Here is a 14358-nt window from a genome sequence, read left to right on the forward strand (position 1 = left end):
AGGTCGGCAAGAAGCCCGCGAAGCGGAAGGTCGCCAAGAAGAAGACTACCAAGAAAAGAACGGCTAAAAAAAAGCCCGCTAAGAAGAAAGTAGCCAAGAGAAAGCCGGCAGCCAAGAAGGCCAAAGCCAAGCGGAAACCAAATCCCGCGTTCATGCGCCCGATGACTCTGTCGGCTGATCTCGGCGCCGTTGTCGGTGGCGATCCCAAGCCGCGCACCGAAGTCACCAAGAAGCTCTGGGCCTACATCAAGCGGAACGGACTTCAGGACAAGGTGAACCGGCGGATGATCAACGCCGACGACAAGCTGACCAGGATCTTCGGCGGCAAGAGGAAGGTTTCGATGTTTGAGATGACTAAGCTGGTCTCCAAGCATATGAAGTAGTTCCTCTCCAAGGTGGATTTCCCCGGAGGGCCGGCCGCGCGCCGGCCCTCTTTTTTTGTCACAGTCACACAAACTGCCTCCCATCGCCCGCGTCTCGTGATATTGGACCACGAGACTGAACCCGGCGCGAATTCGGTTGAAATTTCCCGGCGATACGTTATAATGGCCGAGCTATGCAATGATTGCGGCCCGAGTTTCGTGAACTGAGGTATTGCGATGGCAACAGTCCGCCCCTTTCGGGGCCTCCGCCCGAAACCTGAGCTGGCCAAACAGGTGGCCTGCCCGCCCTATGACGTGCTCAGCACGAGGGAGGCCCGCGCCATGGCCGAGGGGAATCCGTATTCATTCCTTCATGTCAACAAGTCTGAAATCGATTTCGATGACAGTGTCAACCAGTACAGCCGCGAGGTATATCTTCGGGGACGCGAGAACCTGCAGAAGCTGATCGACCAGGGCGTTTTCGTGCGCGATACTAAACCCTGTTTCTATCTCTACCGCTTGACCTGGCGCGGCCGCAGCCAGGCCGGTTTGGTAGCATTGACATCGGTAGCAGAGTATGACGACGGCATCATCAAGAAACACGAACACACCCGGCCGGACAAGGTGCGCGATCGCGCCGATCATATCGGCATTCTCGAAGCCCAGGTCGGCCCGGTTTTCACCGCGTTCCGCTATCAGCCGGGTATCGAGCAGATATTCGCCCGGGTGAGATCGTCCTCGCCGAGCTTCGGCTTCGAGGCCGATGACGGCGTTACACATGAGTTATGGGTGATCGACGACTCGGGCACTGTCGGCGCGCTTATTGATGCCTTCGCCCGGTTGGACTGCATGTATATCGCTGACGGCCACCACCGCAGCCAGTCGGCATCGGAAGTCTGTCGCAGGTTAAAAGAGAAAAACGCGCATCACACCGGCAGGGAGCCGTACAATTTCTTTCTGAATGTGCTCTTCCCGGACCGGGAGCTCCGCATCCTGCCGTACAACCGAGTAGTAAAAGACCTGGGCGGCCGGACGGTCTCGCAGGTGCTGGGCGAAGCCGCCCCGTATTTCAACGTGACCGGGGCAAATGGCGCGGTGGAACCGGACCGCGCACACGTGTTCGGCGCGTACGGCGAGGGCAACTGGTATCGCCTGGAGGCGAAACCCGGAAGCTTTGACACGAGTCACCCGATCGAATCGATTGATGCCTCGATTCTGGCCAACAGCCTGCTTGCCCCGCAATTCGGCATAACCGATCCCAAGACCGATAAGCGTATTGACTTCGTAGGCGGTATCAGAGGTACCTCGGAACTGATGAAACTTGTCGATTCCGGTGAGTACAAGATCGCCTTCTCGCTTTACCCGACCTCGATTGAACAACTGCTCAAGGTTGCCGACGCCGGCGAGGTCATGCCGCCCAAGTCGACCTGGTTCGAGCCGAAGCTACGCGACGGCATTGTCGTGAACTTGCTCACAGAATAACCCCATATAGGATACGAACTATGTTGATACTGATTTCAGACGCCTTCGACACCGCCCTCCCCGGCCGCCTCAAGAAGTACGGCGACGTGACCGATGACCAGGCCCGGCTGCCGGAGGCCGAGGTAGTTTTGATTCGAAGCAAGACGAAAGTCACTAAGGAGTACATCGACTCCGCCCCCAAGATGAGGCTGGTCATTCGGGGTGGGGTGGGACTCGACAACGTCGACATCCCGTACGCGAAGGGCAAAGGGATACAGGTCTTCAACACTGCCGATGCTTCCACAGTCGCGGTAGCTGAACTTGCCTTGGCCATGATGCTGGCGCTGCCCAATCAACTGACCAAAGCCGACAGCACCATGCGCCAGCAGAACTGGGCCAAGAAGGAACTCAAGCGCTCGGAGCTGTACGCCAAGACTCTCGGCATACTGGGAATCGGCAAAATCGGCAGCGCTGTGGCCACCCGGGCCAGGGCTTTCGGGATGAAGGTCATCGCGTATGACCCGTTTGTCTTCTTCTCCGACGCGGCGCAGATTCTCCCCGGCCTGGACGAGGTGCTGGGGCAGGCCGATTATTTGTCGCTGCACATGCCGCTGACCGACCATACCAAAGGCATGATCAATAAGTCATCAATCGGCAAAATGAAAGACGGCGTGCGCATTATCAATACCGGTCGCGGCAAATGCATCAACGAGGTTGATCTGGCCGACGCGCTCAAAAGCGGCAAGGTGGCCGGGTACGCCACCGATGTCTGGTATTCTGATCCGCCCGACTGGAGCTCACCTCTGCTGAGCGCTCCCAACTGTGTTTTCGCGCCCCATATCGGGGCCGAAACCAAAGAAAATATGGGACGTATCGGAGTCATAGTCGATGCACTCATCGACCAATACGCTGCCGCCAAAGCTAAGTGAACGTCTAACGAAACTGAGTTAATCGAGGCAATAACATGTCACACCGAGTTTACAACTTCAATCCGGGCCCGTCGACTCTTCCCCTGGACGTACTGAAAAAGGTCCAGGAAGAGCTGCTCGATTACAAAGGAACCGGCATGTCGGTAATGGAAATATCCCACCGCTCGGCGGAATACGAGGAGATCAACGACGCCACCATCCGCCTGACGCGGGAAATCATGGGGCTCGACGACAAATTCCACGTCCTGTTCATGACCGGCGGCGCGTCGACCCAGTTCGCCCTGGTGCCGATGAATTTCGCGTATGGCGGCAAGAAGGGAGCCTATGTCGATACCGGCTCCTGGTCGAGCAAGGCGATCAAAGAGGCCAACATCCTCGGTGGCTCGCATGTAGTCGCCAGTTCCAAGGCCGATCAGTACCGCTACATCCCTAAAGAGTCCGACATCAAGATACCGCCCGACGCCGCCTATCTGCACATCACGACCAATAACACCATCTACGGCACCCAGTGGCATTCGACGCCGAATGTCACCGGGGTACCGCTGATCGCCGATATGTCATCGGATATTCTCTCGCGGCGGTGGGACTTCTCCAAGTACGCGCTCATCTACGGCGGCGCGCAGAAGAACCTCGGACCGTCCGGGCTGACGCTCGTGGTGATACACGACAGCCTGCTCCAGAAGTGCAAGGACGGCAACCCGACCATGTTCGACTATCGCACTCACGCCAAGGAAAAGTCTCTGTACAACACGCCGCCCTCGTTCACGGTTTATGTCATGAAGCTCGTCCTCGAATGGATCAAGGGCCAGGGCGGACTGGCGGCTGTGGAGAGAGTCAACCGGGCCAAGCAGGAGAAGATCTACGCCTTGATTGATAAATATCCTGACTTCTTCAAAGGCACGGTCAGCAAGGACAGCCGGAGCTGGATGAACATAAACCTTCGCCTGCCCAGCGAAGAACTCGAAAAGAAGTTTATCGGAGACGCGAAGAAGGCCGGCTTTATCGGCCTCAAGGGCCATCGCTCGGTCGGAGGAATCAGGGTGTCGCTGTACAATGCCATGACCATTGAGGGCACCGAGAAGCTGGCCGGTTTCATGGAGGAATTCCGCAAGGCGAATAGCTGACGCTGATTGTGTGGGCGGCACGCGCCCTCGCGTGCCCGATTATTGTGTGGGTGGCCCGCCGCGGAGGGCCCCTATCTTGAGTGGGCGGCAGACGTCCTCGTTTGCCCCTCATGAACACTATACGGCCGGCAGCTGGGCAGTCCGGTAGGTCGGGACCCTTGTGGTCCCGAAGCGGCACCTGGTTTCGACCTACCCAATGCGGGCCGCCCGCTAATGACGACAAAGCCATGACCCACGTCAACGAACCATTCTCTCAGGCGCTATTCGACGGCATCTCTGCCGAAGCAACAGTCGGCTATCTCGGAATCGTGACACCCGACGGCTACCCTCGCGTCGTGCCGGTGAACTTTGCCACGATCGGCACGCAGGTCTACTTCCATGGAGCGGCCCACGGAGAAAAGCACGGCGTGCTCGCCGGAGGTCCCAGGGTCACCGTTGCCATCGTGGTGCCTTATGCGATGATTCCGTCGTACTGGCGCTCTCCCGACTATGCCTGCCCGGCCACGCAGTATTACAAGTCGATCCTCATTCGGGGCCGCGGCGCGATCGTGCACGAGCCCGATGAAAAAGCCACCGCCCTCCAGGCACTCATGGAGAAGCATCAGCCCGAGGGCGGTTTTGGGCGTCTTGACTCCGCCGACCCGCTGTACCGGAAGGGGATCGATGACGTCGCGATATTTCGGATTGATCCCGACCGGATCGATATCCGCACCAAATTCGGCGAGAACCTGACACGCGAGACCCGGTTGCGTATCATCGAGAAGCTCAGGGAGTGCAATCAAGGACGCGATGCGGACACCACCCTGGAGATGGAAAAACGTCTGGACGCCACAAGGGAGAGCAAGGAACCAAAATGAACCGCATTCGGATATCATCCGGCTCACCCTATGAAAAGCCGATTGGCTTTTCCCGGGCGGTGCGGGTGGGAGATTTTATCAGCGTATCGGGTACCGGGCCGATTGCTCCGGACGGCTCCACAGTCGGCGTTGGCGATGCCTACGCCCAGGCCAAGCGGTGTCTGGAGATAATCAAGAAGGCGATCGAAGACGCGGGCGGCCGTCTTGAGCATACCACCCGCACGCGTATGCTGCTGACCGATATCTCCCGGTGGGAGGAAGTTTCCCGCGCTCACGGCGAGTTTTTCGGCGACATTCGCCCGGCGTCCACTCTCGTGGCGGTCAGCGCCCTGGTGAGACCGGAATGGCTGGTCGAAATCGAGGCCGACTGTGTGATCGACGACAAAAAGGGGCCGTAATCCCGCTGTGCGCATTGTATAACAAGCAGTTATACGTCTCGGGCAGCCTACCTAATCGCTTGACTTTTGCCTTCCAAATTCGTTCTTTCTCGCCGACCGTCTGTCACCTTAGAGTTTGAAGGAGCCCCGTTGCAAGCGCCAGACAAGGTTCAGGTCGCAGTAGGCGATCTTTTTGAGAAGTGTTATTCCTTTACCGCCGCCAATGAAGTCCGGGCGGCGGGCATATATCCGTTCTTCCATCCCATCCAATCCGGTGCCGGCGACGAGGTTGTGATCTACGGCCGGAAGTGCATCATGATCGGCTCCAATAACTACATGGGTCTGGTCAATCACCCGAAAGTCAAGGAAGCCGCCGCCAACGCGGTAAAAAAGTACGGCGCCGGCTGCACCGGTTCGCCGTTTCTAAACGGCACCCTCGATCTGCACCTCGAGCTACAGGAACGCCTGGCCAAATTCGTCAACGCCGACGAAGCGCTGGTCTTCTCCACCGGCTTCCAGACCAACCTGGGGACGATTTCCTGCCTGGCGGGAAAAAACGATGCGCTGGTGATCGACCGGCAGGTGCACGCCTGTATTGTCGACGCCTGCCGTCTCTCCTACGGCCGAACCTACAAGTTCGCGCATAACGACATGGACGATCTCGACCGTGTCCTGGCTAACGTGCGCAACAACCACACTCGTGGCGGAATCATGATCGTGGTCGACGGCGTCTTCTCCATGGAAGGCGACATAATCGACCTTCCCAGCCTCGTGAATATCGCAGAAAAGTACGGAGCGCGGGTGATGGTCGATGATGCCCACTCGATTGGCGTGCTCGGGCGCACCGGCGCCGGCACCGCCGAGCATTTCGGGCTTCAAAACCGGGTCGACCTGTCGATGGGGACGTTCTCGAAGTCGTTCGCGTCGCAGGGCGGATTTGTCGCGGGTAAACACGAAGTCATAGACTACATCAAGCATTTCGGGCGGGCGCTCATCTTCTCGGCCTCCATCACGCCGGCGTCGGCGGCCGCCGTGCTCGCCGCGCTGGAGATTATCCAGAGTGAGCCGGAGCGGCGGGAGCGGCTCTGGAAAAACGCCCTCAGGATGCAGCGCGAGTTGAAGGCGCTCGGCTACGATACCGGCCACACGGCCACGCCGATCATCCCGCTGAAAATCGGCGAGGATTTCGCCTGCTTCTCCTTCTGGAAAGCACTGTTCGACAACGGCGTCTTCACCAATCCGGTGGTCTCGCCGGCCGTGGCTCCGGGAGGGGCCCTGATTCGAACTTCCTATACCGCCACTCATACCGACGAGCAACTTGATCGCGTTCTTGACGTGATGGCCCGGGTCGGCCGTGAGAAGGGTCTGATACCGTAAGCTTATGGCCGAAGTTAGGGTTGTCGAGGTTGAAACCTCGGCGCAATTGAAGCAGTTCATTCTCTATCCGAACAAGCTCTACGCCGGGGACCCCAACTATGTCGCCCCGCTATATGTCGAGCGGAAGGAATTCTTCGACAGGAATAACAATCCATTTTATCGCACCGCACGCACGCAGCTTTTCCTCGCCATGCGGGGTGAAGAAGTGGTCGGGAGAATCGCCACCTGCATCAGCTATAAGCATAATGAGTATCACGGCGAGCGCACCGGCTTCTTCGGTTTCTTCGACACTCCCGACGATGAAGAGGTATCGCGCAATCTTCTGAAAGTGGCGATGATCGAGCTCAAGAAGGCGGGTATGGACCGGATGCGCGGCCCGATGAACTTCTCCACCAATCACGAATGCGGCTTTCTGGTCGAGGGATTCGACAGCCCGCCCATGATCATGATGACGTATAACCAGCCTCACCAGGTGAAGCTGGCCGAGAAGTTCGGCCTTCGCAAAGTGATGGATCTGCTGGCTTATAAGCTCCCCACCGGATGGGATCCTACGGACCGGGTCCGCCGCGTGGTCGAGGCCCGTTCCGCGAAAACCCGGGTCCGGTTTCGCACTCTCGACATGAGCAATTTCCAGCACGAGGTAAGTCTCATCAAGGAAGTCTACAACCAGTCCTGGGCGAGGAACTGGGGTTTTGTGCCGATGGACGACGCCGAGTTCGAACACATGGCCAAAAACCTCAAGCAAATTGTCGATCCCGACATAGTGGTGATTGCTGAACACGATAACCGCGCGGCCGGCTTCTGTCTGATTCTGCCCGATATTAACCAGGTGTTGATCCGCCTCAACGGCCGCCTCTTCCCCACTGGTCTCCTAAAACTGCTCTGGCACACGAAGGTAAACAACAAGGTCGACCGTTGCCGTGTGCTCACCTTTGGTGTGCTGCCTGAATACCGCCACCAGGGGATCGACATGATGCTGTTCATGGAAGCTTACCGTCGCGGTACCGCCAAAGGGTACAAGTGGGGCGAACTGAGTTGGGTGCTCGAGAACAATGAGCTCATGCGCCGGGGTGTGGAGCAGATGCAGGCGGTGGTCTACAAACGGTACCGGATCGTGGACATGCCGCTGTGAGAGGGTGCTTTCGTTAAACGAATATGTCGCCTAATCGTCAACATACCATGATTGTCCCAGGGGCCTATCACTGTGCACTGCAGTGTCTGATCCTGCTGCTCATTCTTTCGAGCTGCACCAGCCGGTACCGGCTGGAGTTGTTTTTGGTCGAGGGCGATTCCCGCTCCAAAGTCAAGGTGGAGAAAAGCGAATATTTCGTCGGGGCGGTGCTGGGTGACCCGCTGAGCGAGGACAAGGTCGCACCGGGCGACGGCAACTGTCTCGTGATTGTCACCGGATCGCGCGGCGAGAGCCTGGGATCCAGACCGGAGGACGTGGTCAGTTTCGACCGATACGACCGGTATCGAGTCTTCTTCGAGCTGCCCTCCGAAATCAAGCCCGCAGCCATTCCACTTAAGGACCGCTCCTTCGTTCAGCAGTTGGGCCGATATGACCTAAGTGCTGATGACAAGATGTTCTTCCCGGCCGATGGACGGCTCATAGTCGATTCGGTTTCAGGCGGGCGCCTGTTCGGGTCGATTGAAGGCCGTTACGAGAACCACCAAAAAGCCTCGATCGCCTTCGAGGGTAAGTTCAAAGCCAAAATCGCCGATTGATCTGTATCCCTCGCCTCATTTCGCGCCTCGCCGCTTGTCCACCGCCGCCTTGAACATGCCGAAGCCGACCTCGTCGAAAATGCAGAACTGCACCCGGCGAACATGCTTCGCCAGGTCTCCCCAGGTTCGGACCGCGTCGGCCATGATGTTCGCGCAGGCAGTCACCGGAAAACCTCCGACCCCTGTCCCGAAAGCAGGAAACGCCACCGATTCCACCCCCAGCTTGTCGGCGATATTGAGACAGGCAATTGTGGTCTGGCGGATCAGCCGGTCGGTAGTGCGCAGGTCCTGGCCCATCACCGCGCCGTGAATGACATACTTGAATGGCAACCGGCCCGCGCCGGTGAAGACGGCCTCACCCGGTATGACCGGGCCCTTGGCCATCGCTTCCTGCTCGATTACCTCGCCCCCGTTTTTCTTTATCGCCCCGGCCACTCCTGAACCCATCCACAGGTGATTGTTGGCGGCGTTGACAATTGCCTCGGTATTAGTCGCGGTGATGTCGCCCAGCACAACTTCGATCCGAACTGCCATGGCTGCGGTCCCTCAAACCATTCCTGGCTTCTTGCCAAGGTAACGGCGGGCTGCGAGTGCCACGACAAATCCCACCCCCAAACCGAGTACAGCCCCCACTAAAATGTCGAACGGGTAGTGTACACCCACAAAGACCCTGCTTAGCGCTATCAGCGCTGCGAACATCAGCAACGCCCACTTGAGGCGCGGGTACACCAAGCCGAAAAGCGCAGCCTGTCCGAATGAGTTGGCCGCGTGCGATGACGGCATCGATTTGCCGCCCCCACAGGCAACCAGCAGGTTGATGTTGTCCAGCACCTGACAGGGGCGGAGACGACCAATCGCCGGCTTGAGCAGCCCGGCCGAGAGCTGATCGGTCAGGGCGACCGCTACGATGGAGAAGAGCACGAGCCATCGCATGCGAGTGTTGCCGAAGATCAGGAGCAGTACTACAGCGACTGCATATAGAATTCGGAGCAGCCAGTCAGACGTAATAATCGGCATGACAAAGTCAGTCACCGGGTTGGCAAGAGTGATGTTGAAAAACAGGAAGAGGCGGGTATCGAGTTGTGCCAGTGTTTCAAGCATAGATCCTCGGCTTCTTACGCAGAAACGCCTGGATTTCGCGCCAGGTCGGCGCGCCCGCGCGCGCTCCCGGCCTGGTGCACTTAAGCGCGGCGATAACCGCTCCAATGTGCATTCGCGCAGCCAGATCGTACCCGTGCAACAGGCCATAGAGATACCCGGTGTGGTAGGCGTCGCCGGCGCCGGTCGTATCGACATTGCGAACTCGATAAGCGGGTTGGGTCACTACGACACCATCTTCACAGCCAATTGACCCCCTGGTGCCCTCGGTGACAACTATCGTGCCGGAACAGCGCTTCCTCAGGCGCTCGATCGCCTGACGAGCGGTGCTTGCGCGAGTGAACGGCAAAGCGAACGAATCCGCCACCACCAGGTGGTCCACCAGCGGCAGGATTGGTGAGACATCGTTCCGCATTGAGCCGATATCAAAGCAGATCGGCACGTCCTTCTGCCTACCCCAGCGCGCTAGTTTTATGCACGCCTCCAGATCACGCCCGTCAAGATGGATCAGACGCGGCACGGGCAGACGCGATGTTACTACGTCGCGAGGCGTCACCCTCAGTGTGCGGTGCAGTACGATAGTCCGTCGGCCGGTCCCCTTCTCGACAAATCCCCCCGCCATCAGAGACGATCCCTGTTTCCAGACGACAAAACGGTTGTCGACTCCTTCGCGCGTGATTTCGTCAACCCCCAGCCATCCCGGCACGTCGTCGGCGACCGCCGTGATGAGCGCGGTCGTGTGCCCCAGCCGCTGGAGTCCCACCAGGGCGTTGGGGACCGGTCCGCCTCCCTGGATAGTCAGCGCCGAGGCGTCGCGCTTACCTCCGGGCGGAGGGTAGTCCGGTATCTCGAACAGGAAATCGAGCGGCATGATCCCCAGGCCGAGACAATCGATCGGTCGCGCCCGGCGATGTCTATGCGTCGATTTCTTCAAGCAGGCCCTTTCCCGATGTCAACTCCGCCAGGCTTTCGGCCAATTCTGCGGCGCCACTCCTGCGAACATCGATGACCAAAGTTACGCGATCCGAGAACCTGGCGTCAACCGTATATGCTCCCAGGCGACGGAGTTCGCGTTGCCATGAATCATAAAACGAGAATTCGATTTCACAGCGAAATCTACAGGTCATGTAGTTAATTCGCGTCCCCGACCTGTCCAGAACCGCCCGGGCGGCATCCGAATAGGCGCGTGCCAGTCCGCCGGTGCCTAATCTCGTGCCTCCGAAATACCGCGTTACGACAACGAGCACGTTGGTCAGACTGCGCCCGATTATCAGATCGTAAATCGGTTTGCCGGCGGTGCCGCTCGGTTCGCCGTCGTCGGAATACTTGAACTGAGATGCGACCGGCGCACCGAGCACGTACGCATAGCAGTGATGAGTCGCCTGGAATTCGCGCTTGCGAACCGACTCGAGTCTTGTCAGAGTCTCTTCCTCTGACACGACCTGAAATGCCTCCGCGATGAATCGCGAGCCTTTTACCTTGATCTCAGCGCGATCGGCATGATCAATGGTTGTATATTCGTCGACCACCAACATCCCCATCAGACGAGTGATTTCACGACATCATCGATTTTGTCGAAACCAGTGATCGGGATAACCCCGAACTCGTGAGCCTGCCTAAGCCCGGGCGCATCGGAAAGGGCGCCGTAACGAGGATCGATCAACAGGAAGACCAGTTTGCCGATATCGCGGCAGGCGCGAAGCAGATCGAGCGTTCGTGTTGAATCGCCATAGAACTCGGTAACCACCACCGCCTGAACCAGGCCGACAATCAGGCGGTTGGATTCGGTCATAGTTTTTGTCCCGGCCGTGACGTTGGGGGCATACTCGGATATTACTCCACCCGTCTGCAAGATGTCGATGGCTACCGGAATGCCCTCGCCCTGGCCGATCTGATCGAGCCCGCAGTCGATAACAGCAAACGACCGCCCACCGGCGCTGCGCGCCGCCAGATGAACCGCCGTATCGACCCCACCCAGCAGCGAACTTACTATCTGGATTTCATACCTGACCAGTTCCTTGACCAATCGGGAAGTCAACTCCAAGCCCTCGGAACTGGCCTGCCGAGTTCCAGCCACCGCGATTGTACGCTTATCCGGGTCGATTGAATGGCCCCGCAGGTACAACAGCGACGGCGGATCGTGCAGCTCGAATAAAAGGCGTCCATAGGCCTCGTCGAACCGGGTCACCAGACGGATATCCCGGTCCCGGAGCGAGCGCACCATCGCCTCGGCGTGAGACAGTTGCTCCGATGCATGTTCGAGCTGCTCGGCCTGTCGCCGGCCAAGCCCTTCGATTTCGAGCAGCTGGCCCAGATCGGCGCTGAATACCGCGTCGAGAGTCCGAAACCGCCGCAGGAGGGCCTCGAACAGCCTCGGGGTCACTCCACAGAAATGCGCCAGCGCCAGTACCCGCGTAGTGGTGGAATAGGCCGACAAATCGATCATGGTTCAATTTACTCGGTCGCCGGGGCCTGTCAACACGAACCGAACCCCGGGCGGAAACCGCAACTTGAGTGGGCGGTATATTGAACAGAGCTGACTATTTTGCTATTATTCACACCGCGTGGTGTATGCGTATGACAAAACGGTTCCTGGCAGCATTTTTTCTAGCGACGGCGCTCGGGTTGACCGGTTGCGGCGAGTCTGAGTCTCTCGAGAACCTCCGTGCCGCCGGCAAGCGGGCGCTGGAAAAGAGAGAGTACTTCAAAGCGAGGGAGTACTTTCTCCGCGCTTTGAAGATTGACGGCAGGGACAAAGAATCGCTGATCGGCGTGGCCCGCGCCTACCGCTCCGATTACCGCCTCGATTCGGCAATCTACTATTTCAAGCGGGCCGATTTGACTTACCCTGATGACCGCGCCCTCAACGAGCAGATTCGCGAGGTGGCGGTTGCGCTCGGTGATTGGCAGAACGCTATTAACGCCATCGAGACCATGATCCGCCTGGGTGACAAACAGGAGGACTGGAACGAGCAACTTGCCGACCTGTGGATGAAGAACAATCAACCGGGGCGGGCCTTTTTCCACGCTCGTCGAGCAATCCAGTACGGCACCGAGAATCAGGCGATTTACCTTCAGGCGGCTACCTGGGCCGCCCGGTACGACTCGCTCAGGGCGGCGTTCGAGATTCTCGATTCCGCCATCTCAAAATTCGGCCCGCTCGACCCGTTCGTGGTCAACAAGGCCCTGCTATTGTCTTACTCAGGCCAGCACCGACCGGCCGAGGCGCTCATGCGGCCGATAGCCGAGCGCGCCGACCCGCCCAACCCAGCCATGCGACTGAATCTGGCCAATATCCTGGCGGCCCAGCCCGAGCGCACCAAGAAACAGGAAGCCCTGGATATTTACCACGAGATCCGTGACGCCCTCTACCGCCAGTATCCGGTGGATTCACTAATTCAGACCGTCAGCAATCAGCTATAAAAAAATGATCCGGGAGGGGCTCCGCCAAGCCCCGCCCGGTACGCGACTGTCCACAAGGACAGAGACAGGAGGGATACGAACTGTTCCCACTTTTTCTAACACCGCTACCTGTAATAAGGTTTCCCATCCAGGCGCCAAGTTCCAAAAGAAAAAGCCGGTCCCGCAAACCGGACCGACTTTCTCTATAATGTGCAGGGACTTAAGTTTAGTCTCCTAACCCCGGCCGGGCACCGAAACCATCTTCCATCATGCCTCTGTCATCGTCCATCCCCATGATCCTGGGGCAATCCAGCTTCCAGCGACCCTGGAACCAGCCGCCCTGGTAATCCGGCGCGGAGCCGAAATGTCCGCCCAGGACACCGATTGGGTTTGCGTTGGCGTCGAAAATCCTGCCCATAAACCAGCCGCCCGCACGGCGTTGCTCAATCTCCTCGGGAGTAGCCCAAAAGCCGTGGCCCCAGACCCCGCGAAGCAACCCCTCGAATCGGCCGTCGCGATCAATCCACTTGCCAAAGAAGACCTTCGCCCCCTGATCGTCCTGGCCGAAACGCCCCTCAAGATAGCCGGTCACCCGGCCCAGTGCGGACATCCACATTCCACGGAACACGCCGTTGCCGGCCTCGTCGTAGCCCCACCGCCCGGCCAGCATGCCGCGCGGGCATACCTGGCGCAGCATCTGAATCGAATGAAACGCTACTTTGTTGCCGTCATCCAGGGAGACGATCTCCTGGAGCGCCGCAAGTTCGGGCAAAGTGAAGGTCCGCGTATACGGCCCGGTGGCGAAGGTCAAAGTCACCGGTTCAGCAAAGATCGTGTCTACCACAAGAGTGGAATCACCCATTCCATCGGGCACCCAGCTACTGTCAATCTCAGGTCGTACCGGCGGCACAAATATGTCGACCGCAATACCGTCGTTGTGGACAGTCGTAAACGAGACCCACTCAAGCAATTTGCGATCGGTTCGCGGCAGATAGGTATCCTGATTCAGCTCGAACCTGATTAGCCTTCTGAGGACAATCGCGCCGCGGGAAATAGTGAGCGAGCCGGTCCAATCGGTTGCAACAGTCACAGTGGAATCGTACGGTATCCTGCCCCATACTGCGCGGAAATGGAAAATGCCGGCGTCAACATCGTTGACAACTTCCTGCACTGACGGGACAGCCAGGATCGGATCATCGATCTCCTCTTCCTCGGCCTCAGCCGCGGTCAGCGACGCGTCACCGAACGCCGGGGATTCATCGGTCGCCGTGTAGCCGCCGAACTCGTCCGCAACCGCCTGGTTGTTGTCGTTCTGGACCGGGTTGTCGGAGCAGCCCGCAGCCCAGACCGCAAGCGCGGCTGCCATCAGCGATAAGACCAGTTTTTTGTACATCGTATCTGTTCTCCTTTCGACAGGGTCTTGTACCTCGATTTCGCTGGCCGTGGTTCATCAAGGCGCGTGCCGCGACTCGTCCACCATCTTAATTCATTGCAGGTTAATCAGTTAGAAAACGGAGCGTTGAGGATGGCCACGCGTGGAACCTGTACCATCCGGTACAGCGTGTTCCGATAATGTTCTGCTGAGTCCAGATGTAAGTTGAAAGGCAATCGCTAGAGTCTCGCTGGGGTAGTGCCGTGTAGTC

At 58.5% G+C, this 14358-nt stretch carries 16 protein-coding genes; 10 read left to right on the plus strand and 6 right to left on the minus strand.

All coding sequences use genetic code 11. The features are described 5' to 3' along the window. From AB1772_06550 to AB1772_06590, 9 genes are all read left to right on the plus strand, one after another. A partial coding sequence (locus AB1772_06550) for an SWIB/MDM2 domain-containing protein (GenBank protein MEW5796005.1) occupies positions 1 to 383 on the plus strand: 383 nt, incomplete at its 5' end. Positions 384 to 599: 216 nt separating this feature from the next. After that, on the plus strand, positions 600 to 1844 hold the full coding sequence (locus tag AB1772_06555) for a DUF1015 family protein (protein ID MEW5796006.1): 1245 nt from the start codon (positions 600 to 602) through the stop codon (positions 1842 to 1844). A 20-nt stretch (positions 1845 to 1864) separates the two neighbouring features. Beyond that, positions 1865 to 2752, plus strand: coding sequence for a hydroxyacid dehydrogenase (locus tag AB1772_06560; GenBank protein MEW5796007.1), 888 nt, complete (start codon positions 1865 to 1867; stop codon positions 2750 to 2752). Positions 2753 to 2787: 35 nt separating this feature from the next. Next, a complete protein-coding gene (gene serC / locus AB1772_06565) occupies positions 2788 to 3876 on the plus strand; it encodes a 3-phosphoserine/phosphohydroxythreonine transaminase (GenBank protein MEW5796008.1) in 1089 nt (362 codons plus the stop codon). Positions 3877 to 4103: 227 nt separating this feature from the next. Then, a complete protein-coding gene (locus AB1772_06570; protein ID MEW5796009.1) occupies positions 4104 to 4733 on the plus strand; it encodes a pyridoxamine 5'-phosphate oxidase family protein in 630 nt (209 codons plus the stop codon). Beyond that, positions 4730 to 5131, plus strand: a complete 402-nt coding sequence (locus AB1772_06575; GenBank protein ID MEW5796010.1) for a RidA family protein — start codon at positions 4730 to 4732, stop codon at positions 5129 to 5131. The genes AB1772_06570 and AB1772_06575 overlap by 4 nt, the downstream gene beginning before the upstream one ends. Positions 5132 to 5260: 129 nt before the next feature. Beyond that, positions 5261 to 6487: a pyridoxal phosphate-dependent aminotransferase family protein gene (locus tag AB1772_06580; protein MEW5796011.1), complete on the plus strand. Its 1227-nt coding sequence runs from the start codon at positions 5261 to 5263 to the stop codon at positions 6485 to 6487. 4 nt (positions 6488 to 6491) lie between these two features. Further along, complete coding sequence (locus AB1772_06585) at positions 6492 to 7619, plus strand: N-acetyltransferase (protein MEW5796012.1); 1128 nt, start codon at positions 6492 to 6494, stop codon at positions 7617 to 7619. Positions 7620 to 7666: 47 nt separating this feature from the next. Then, positions 7667 to 8215: a hypothetical protein gene (locus tag AB1772_06590; protein ID MEW5796013.1), complete on the plus strand. Its 549-nt coding sequence runs from the start codon at positions 7667 to 7669 to the stop codon at positions 8213 to 8215. Positions 8216 to 8230: 15 nt separating this feature from the next. Here AB1772_06590 and AB1772_06595 read toward each other — a convergent pair whose 3' ends face one another. From AB1772_06595 to AB1772_06615, 5 genes are read right to left on the minus strand one after another with little or no spacing between them, the layout of a single operon-like run. After that, positions 8231 to 8749, minus strand: a complete 519-nt coding sequence (locus AB1772_06595; protein MEW5796014.1) for a macro domain-containing protein — start codon at positions 8747 to 8749, stop codon at positions 8231 to 8233. A gap of 12 nt (positions 8750 to 8761) precedes the next feature. Further along, entirely contained in the window at positions 8762 to 9316 is a 555-nt protein-coding gene (locus AB1772_06600) for a phosphatase PAP2 family protein (GenBank protein ID MEW5796015.1), read from the minus strand. Then, positions 9309 to 10247, minus strand: a complete 939-nt coding sequence (locus AB1772_06605; GenBank protein MEW5796016.1) for a PfkB family carbohydrate kinase — start codon at positions 10245 to 10247, stop codon at positions 9309 to 9311. The genes AB1772_06600 and AB1772_06605 overlap by 8 nt, the downstream gene beginning before the upstream one ends. Then, the gene (locus tag AB1772_06610) at positions 10228 to 10854 is read right to left on the minus strand and encodes a YigZ family protein (protein MEW5796017.1); all 627 of its coding nucleotides are present in this window, start codon (positions 10852 to 10854) and stop codon (positions 10228 to 10230) included. The genes AB1772_06605 and AB1772_06610 overlap by 20 nt, the downstream gene beginning before the upstream one ends. Then, positions 10854 to 11759 carry a DNA-processing protein DprA gene (locus AB1772_06615; GenBank protein MEW5796018.1) on the minus strand — a complete coding sequence of 302 codons (906 nt, stop codon included), beginning with the start codon at positions 11757 to 11759 and terminating at the stop codon, positions 10854 to 10856. Before AB1772_06615 ends, AB1772_06610 begins: the two co-directional genes overlap by 1 nt. A gap of 131 nt (positions 11760 to 11890) precedes the next feature. Between AB1772_06615 and AB1772_06620 the strand changes: the two genes are divergently transcribed. Further along, on the plus strand, positions 11891 to 12736 hold the full coding sequence (locus tag AB1772_06620; protein MEW5796019.1) for a hypothetical protein: 846 nt from the start codon (positions 11891 to 11893) through the stop codon (positions 12734 to 12736). 205 nt (positions 12737 to 12941) lie between these two features. On the opposite strand, the gene AB1772_06625 is transcribed toward AB1772_06620, so the two are convergent. Further along, positions 12942 to 14108: a hypothetical protein gene (locus tag AB1772_06625; protein MEW5796020.1), complete on the minus strand. Its 1167-nt coding sequence runs from the start codon at positions 14106 to 14108 to the stop codon at positions 12942 to 12944. Positions 14109 to 14358 lie beyond the last annotated feature (250 nt).

The sequence above is a fragment of the Candidatus Zixiibacteriota bacterium genome (assembly GCA_040752815.1).
Lineage (GTDB): Bacteria > Zixibacteria > MSB-5A5 > GN15 > FEB-12 > JAGGTI01.

What these genes read in the sequence shown, in the direction of transcription:
- AB1772_06555 (MEW5796006.1), top strand. Translation starts at nt 600, where the DNA reads ATGGCAACAGTCCGCCCCTTTCGGGGCCTCCGCCCGAAACCTGAGCTG.
- AB1772_06595 (MEW5796014.1), bottom strand. Translation starts at nt 8,749, where the DNA reads ATGGCAGTTCGGATCGAAGTTGTGCTGGGCGACATCACCGCGACTAAT.
- AB1772_06620 (MEW5796019.1), top strand. Translation starts at nt 11,891, where the DNA reads ATGACAAAACGGTTCCTGGCAGCATTTTTTCTAGCGACGGCGCTCGGG.
- AB1772_06560 (MEW5796007.1), top strand. Translation starts at nt 1,865, where the DNA reads ATGTTGATACTGATTTCAGACGCCTTCGACACCGCCCTCCCCGGCCGC.
- AB1772_06625 (MEW5796020.1), bottom strand. Translation starts at nt 14,108, where the DNA reads ATGTACAAAAAACTGGTCTTATCGCTGATGGCAGCCGCGCTTGCGGTC.
- AB1772_06570 (MEW5796009.1), top strand. Translation starts at nt 4,104, where the DNA reads ATGACCCACGTCAACGAACCATTCTCTCAGGCGCTATTCGACGGCATC.
- AB1772_06575 (MEW5796010.1), top strand. Translation starts at nt 4,730, where the DNA reads ATGAACCGCATTCGGATATCATCCGGCTCACCCTATGAAAAGCCGATT.
- AB1772_06600 (MEW5796015.1), bottom strand. Translation starts at nt 9,316, where the DNA reads ATGCTTGAAACACTGGCACAACTCGATACCCGCCTCTTCCTGTTTTTC.
- AB1772_06585 (MEW5796012.1), top strand. Translation starts at nt 6,492, where the DNA reads ATGGCCGAAGTTAGGGTTGTCGAGGTTGAAACCTCGGCGCAATTGAAG.
- serC (MEW5796008.1), top strand. Translation starts at nt 2,788, where the DNA reads ATGTCACACCGAGTTTACAACTTCAATCCGGGCCCGTCGACTCTTCCC.
- AB1772_06615 (MEW5796018.1), bottom strand. Translation starts at nt 11,759, where the DNA reads ATGATCGATTTGTCGGCCTATTCCACCACTACGCGGGTACTGGCGCTG.
- AB1772_06590 (MEW5796013.1), top strand. Translation starts at nt 7,667, where the DNA reads ATGATTGTCCCAGGGGCCTATCACTGTGCACTGCAGTGTCTGATCCTG.
- AB1772_06610 (MEW5796017.1), bottom strand. Translation starts at nt 10,854, where the DNA reads ATGGGGATGTTGGTGGTCGACGAATATACAACCATTGATCATGCCGAT.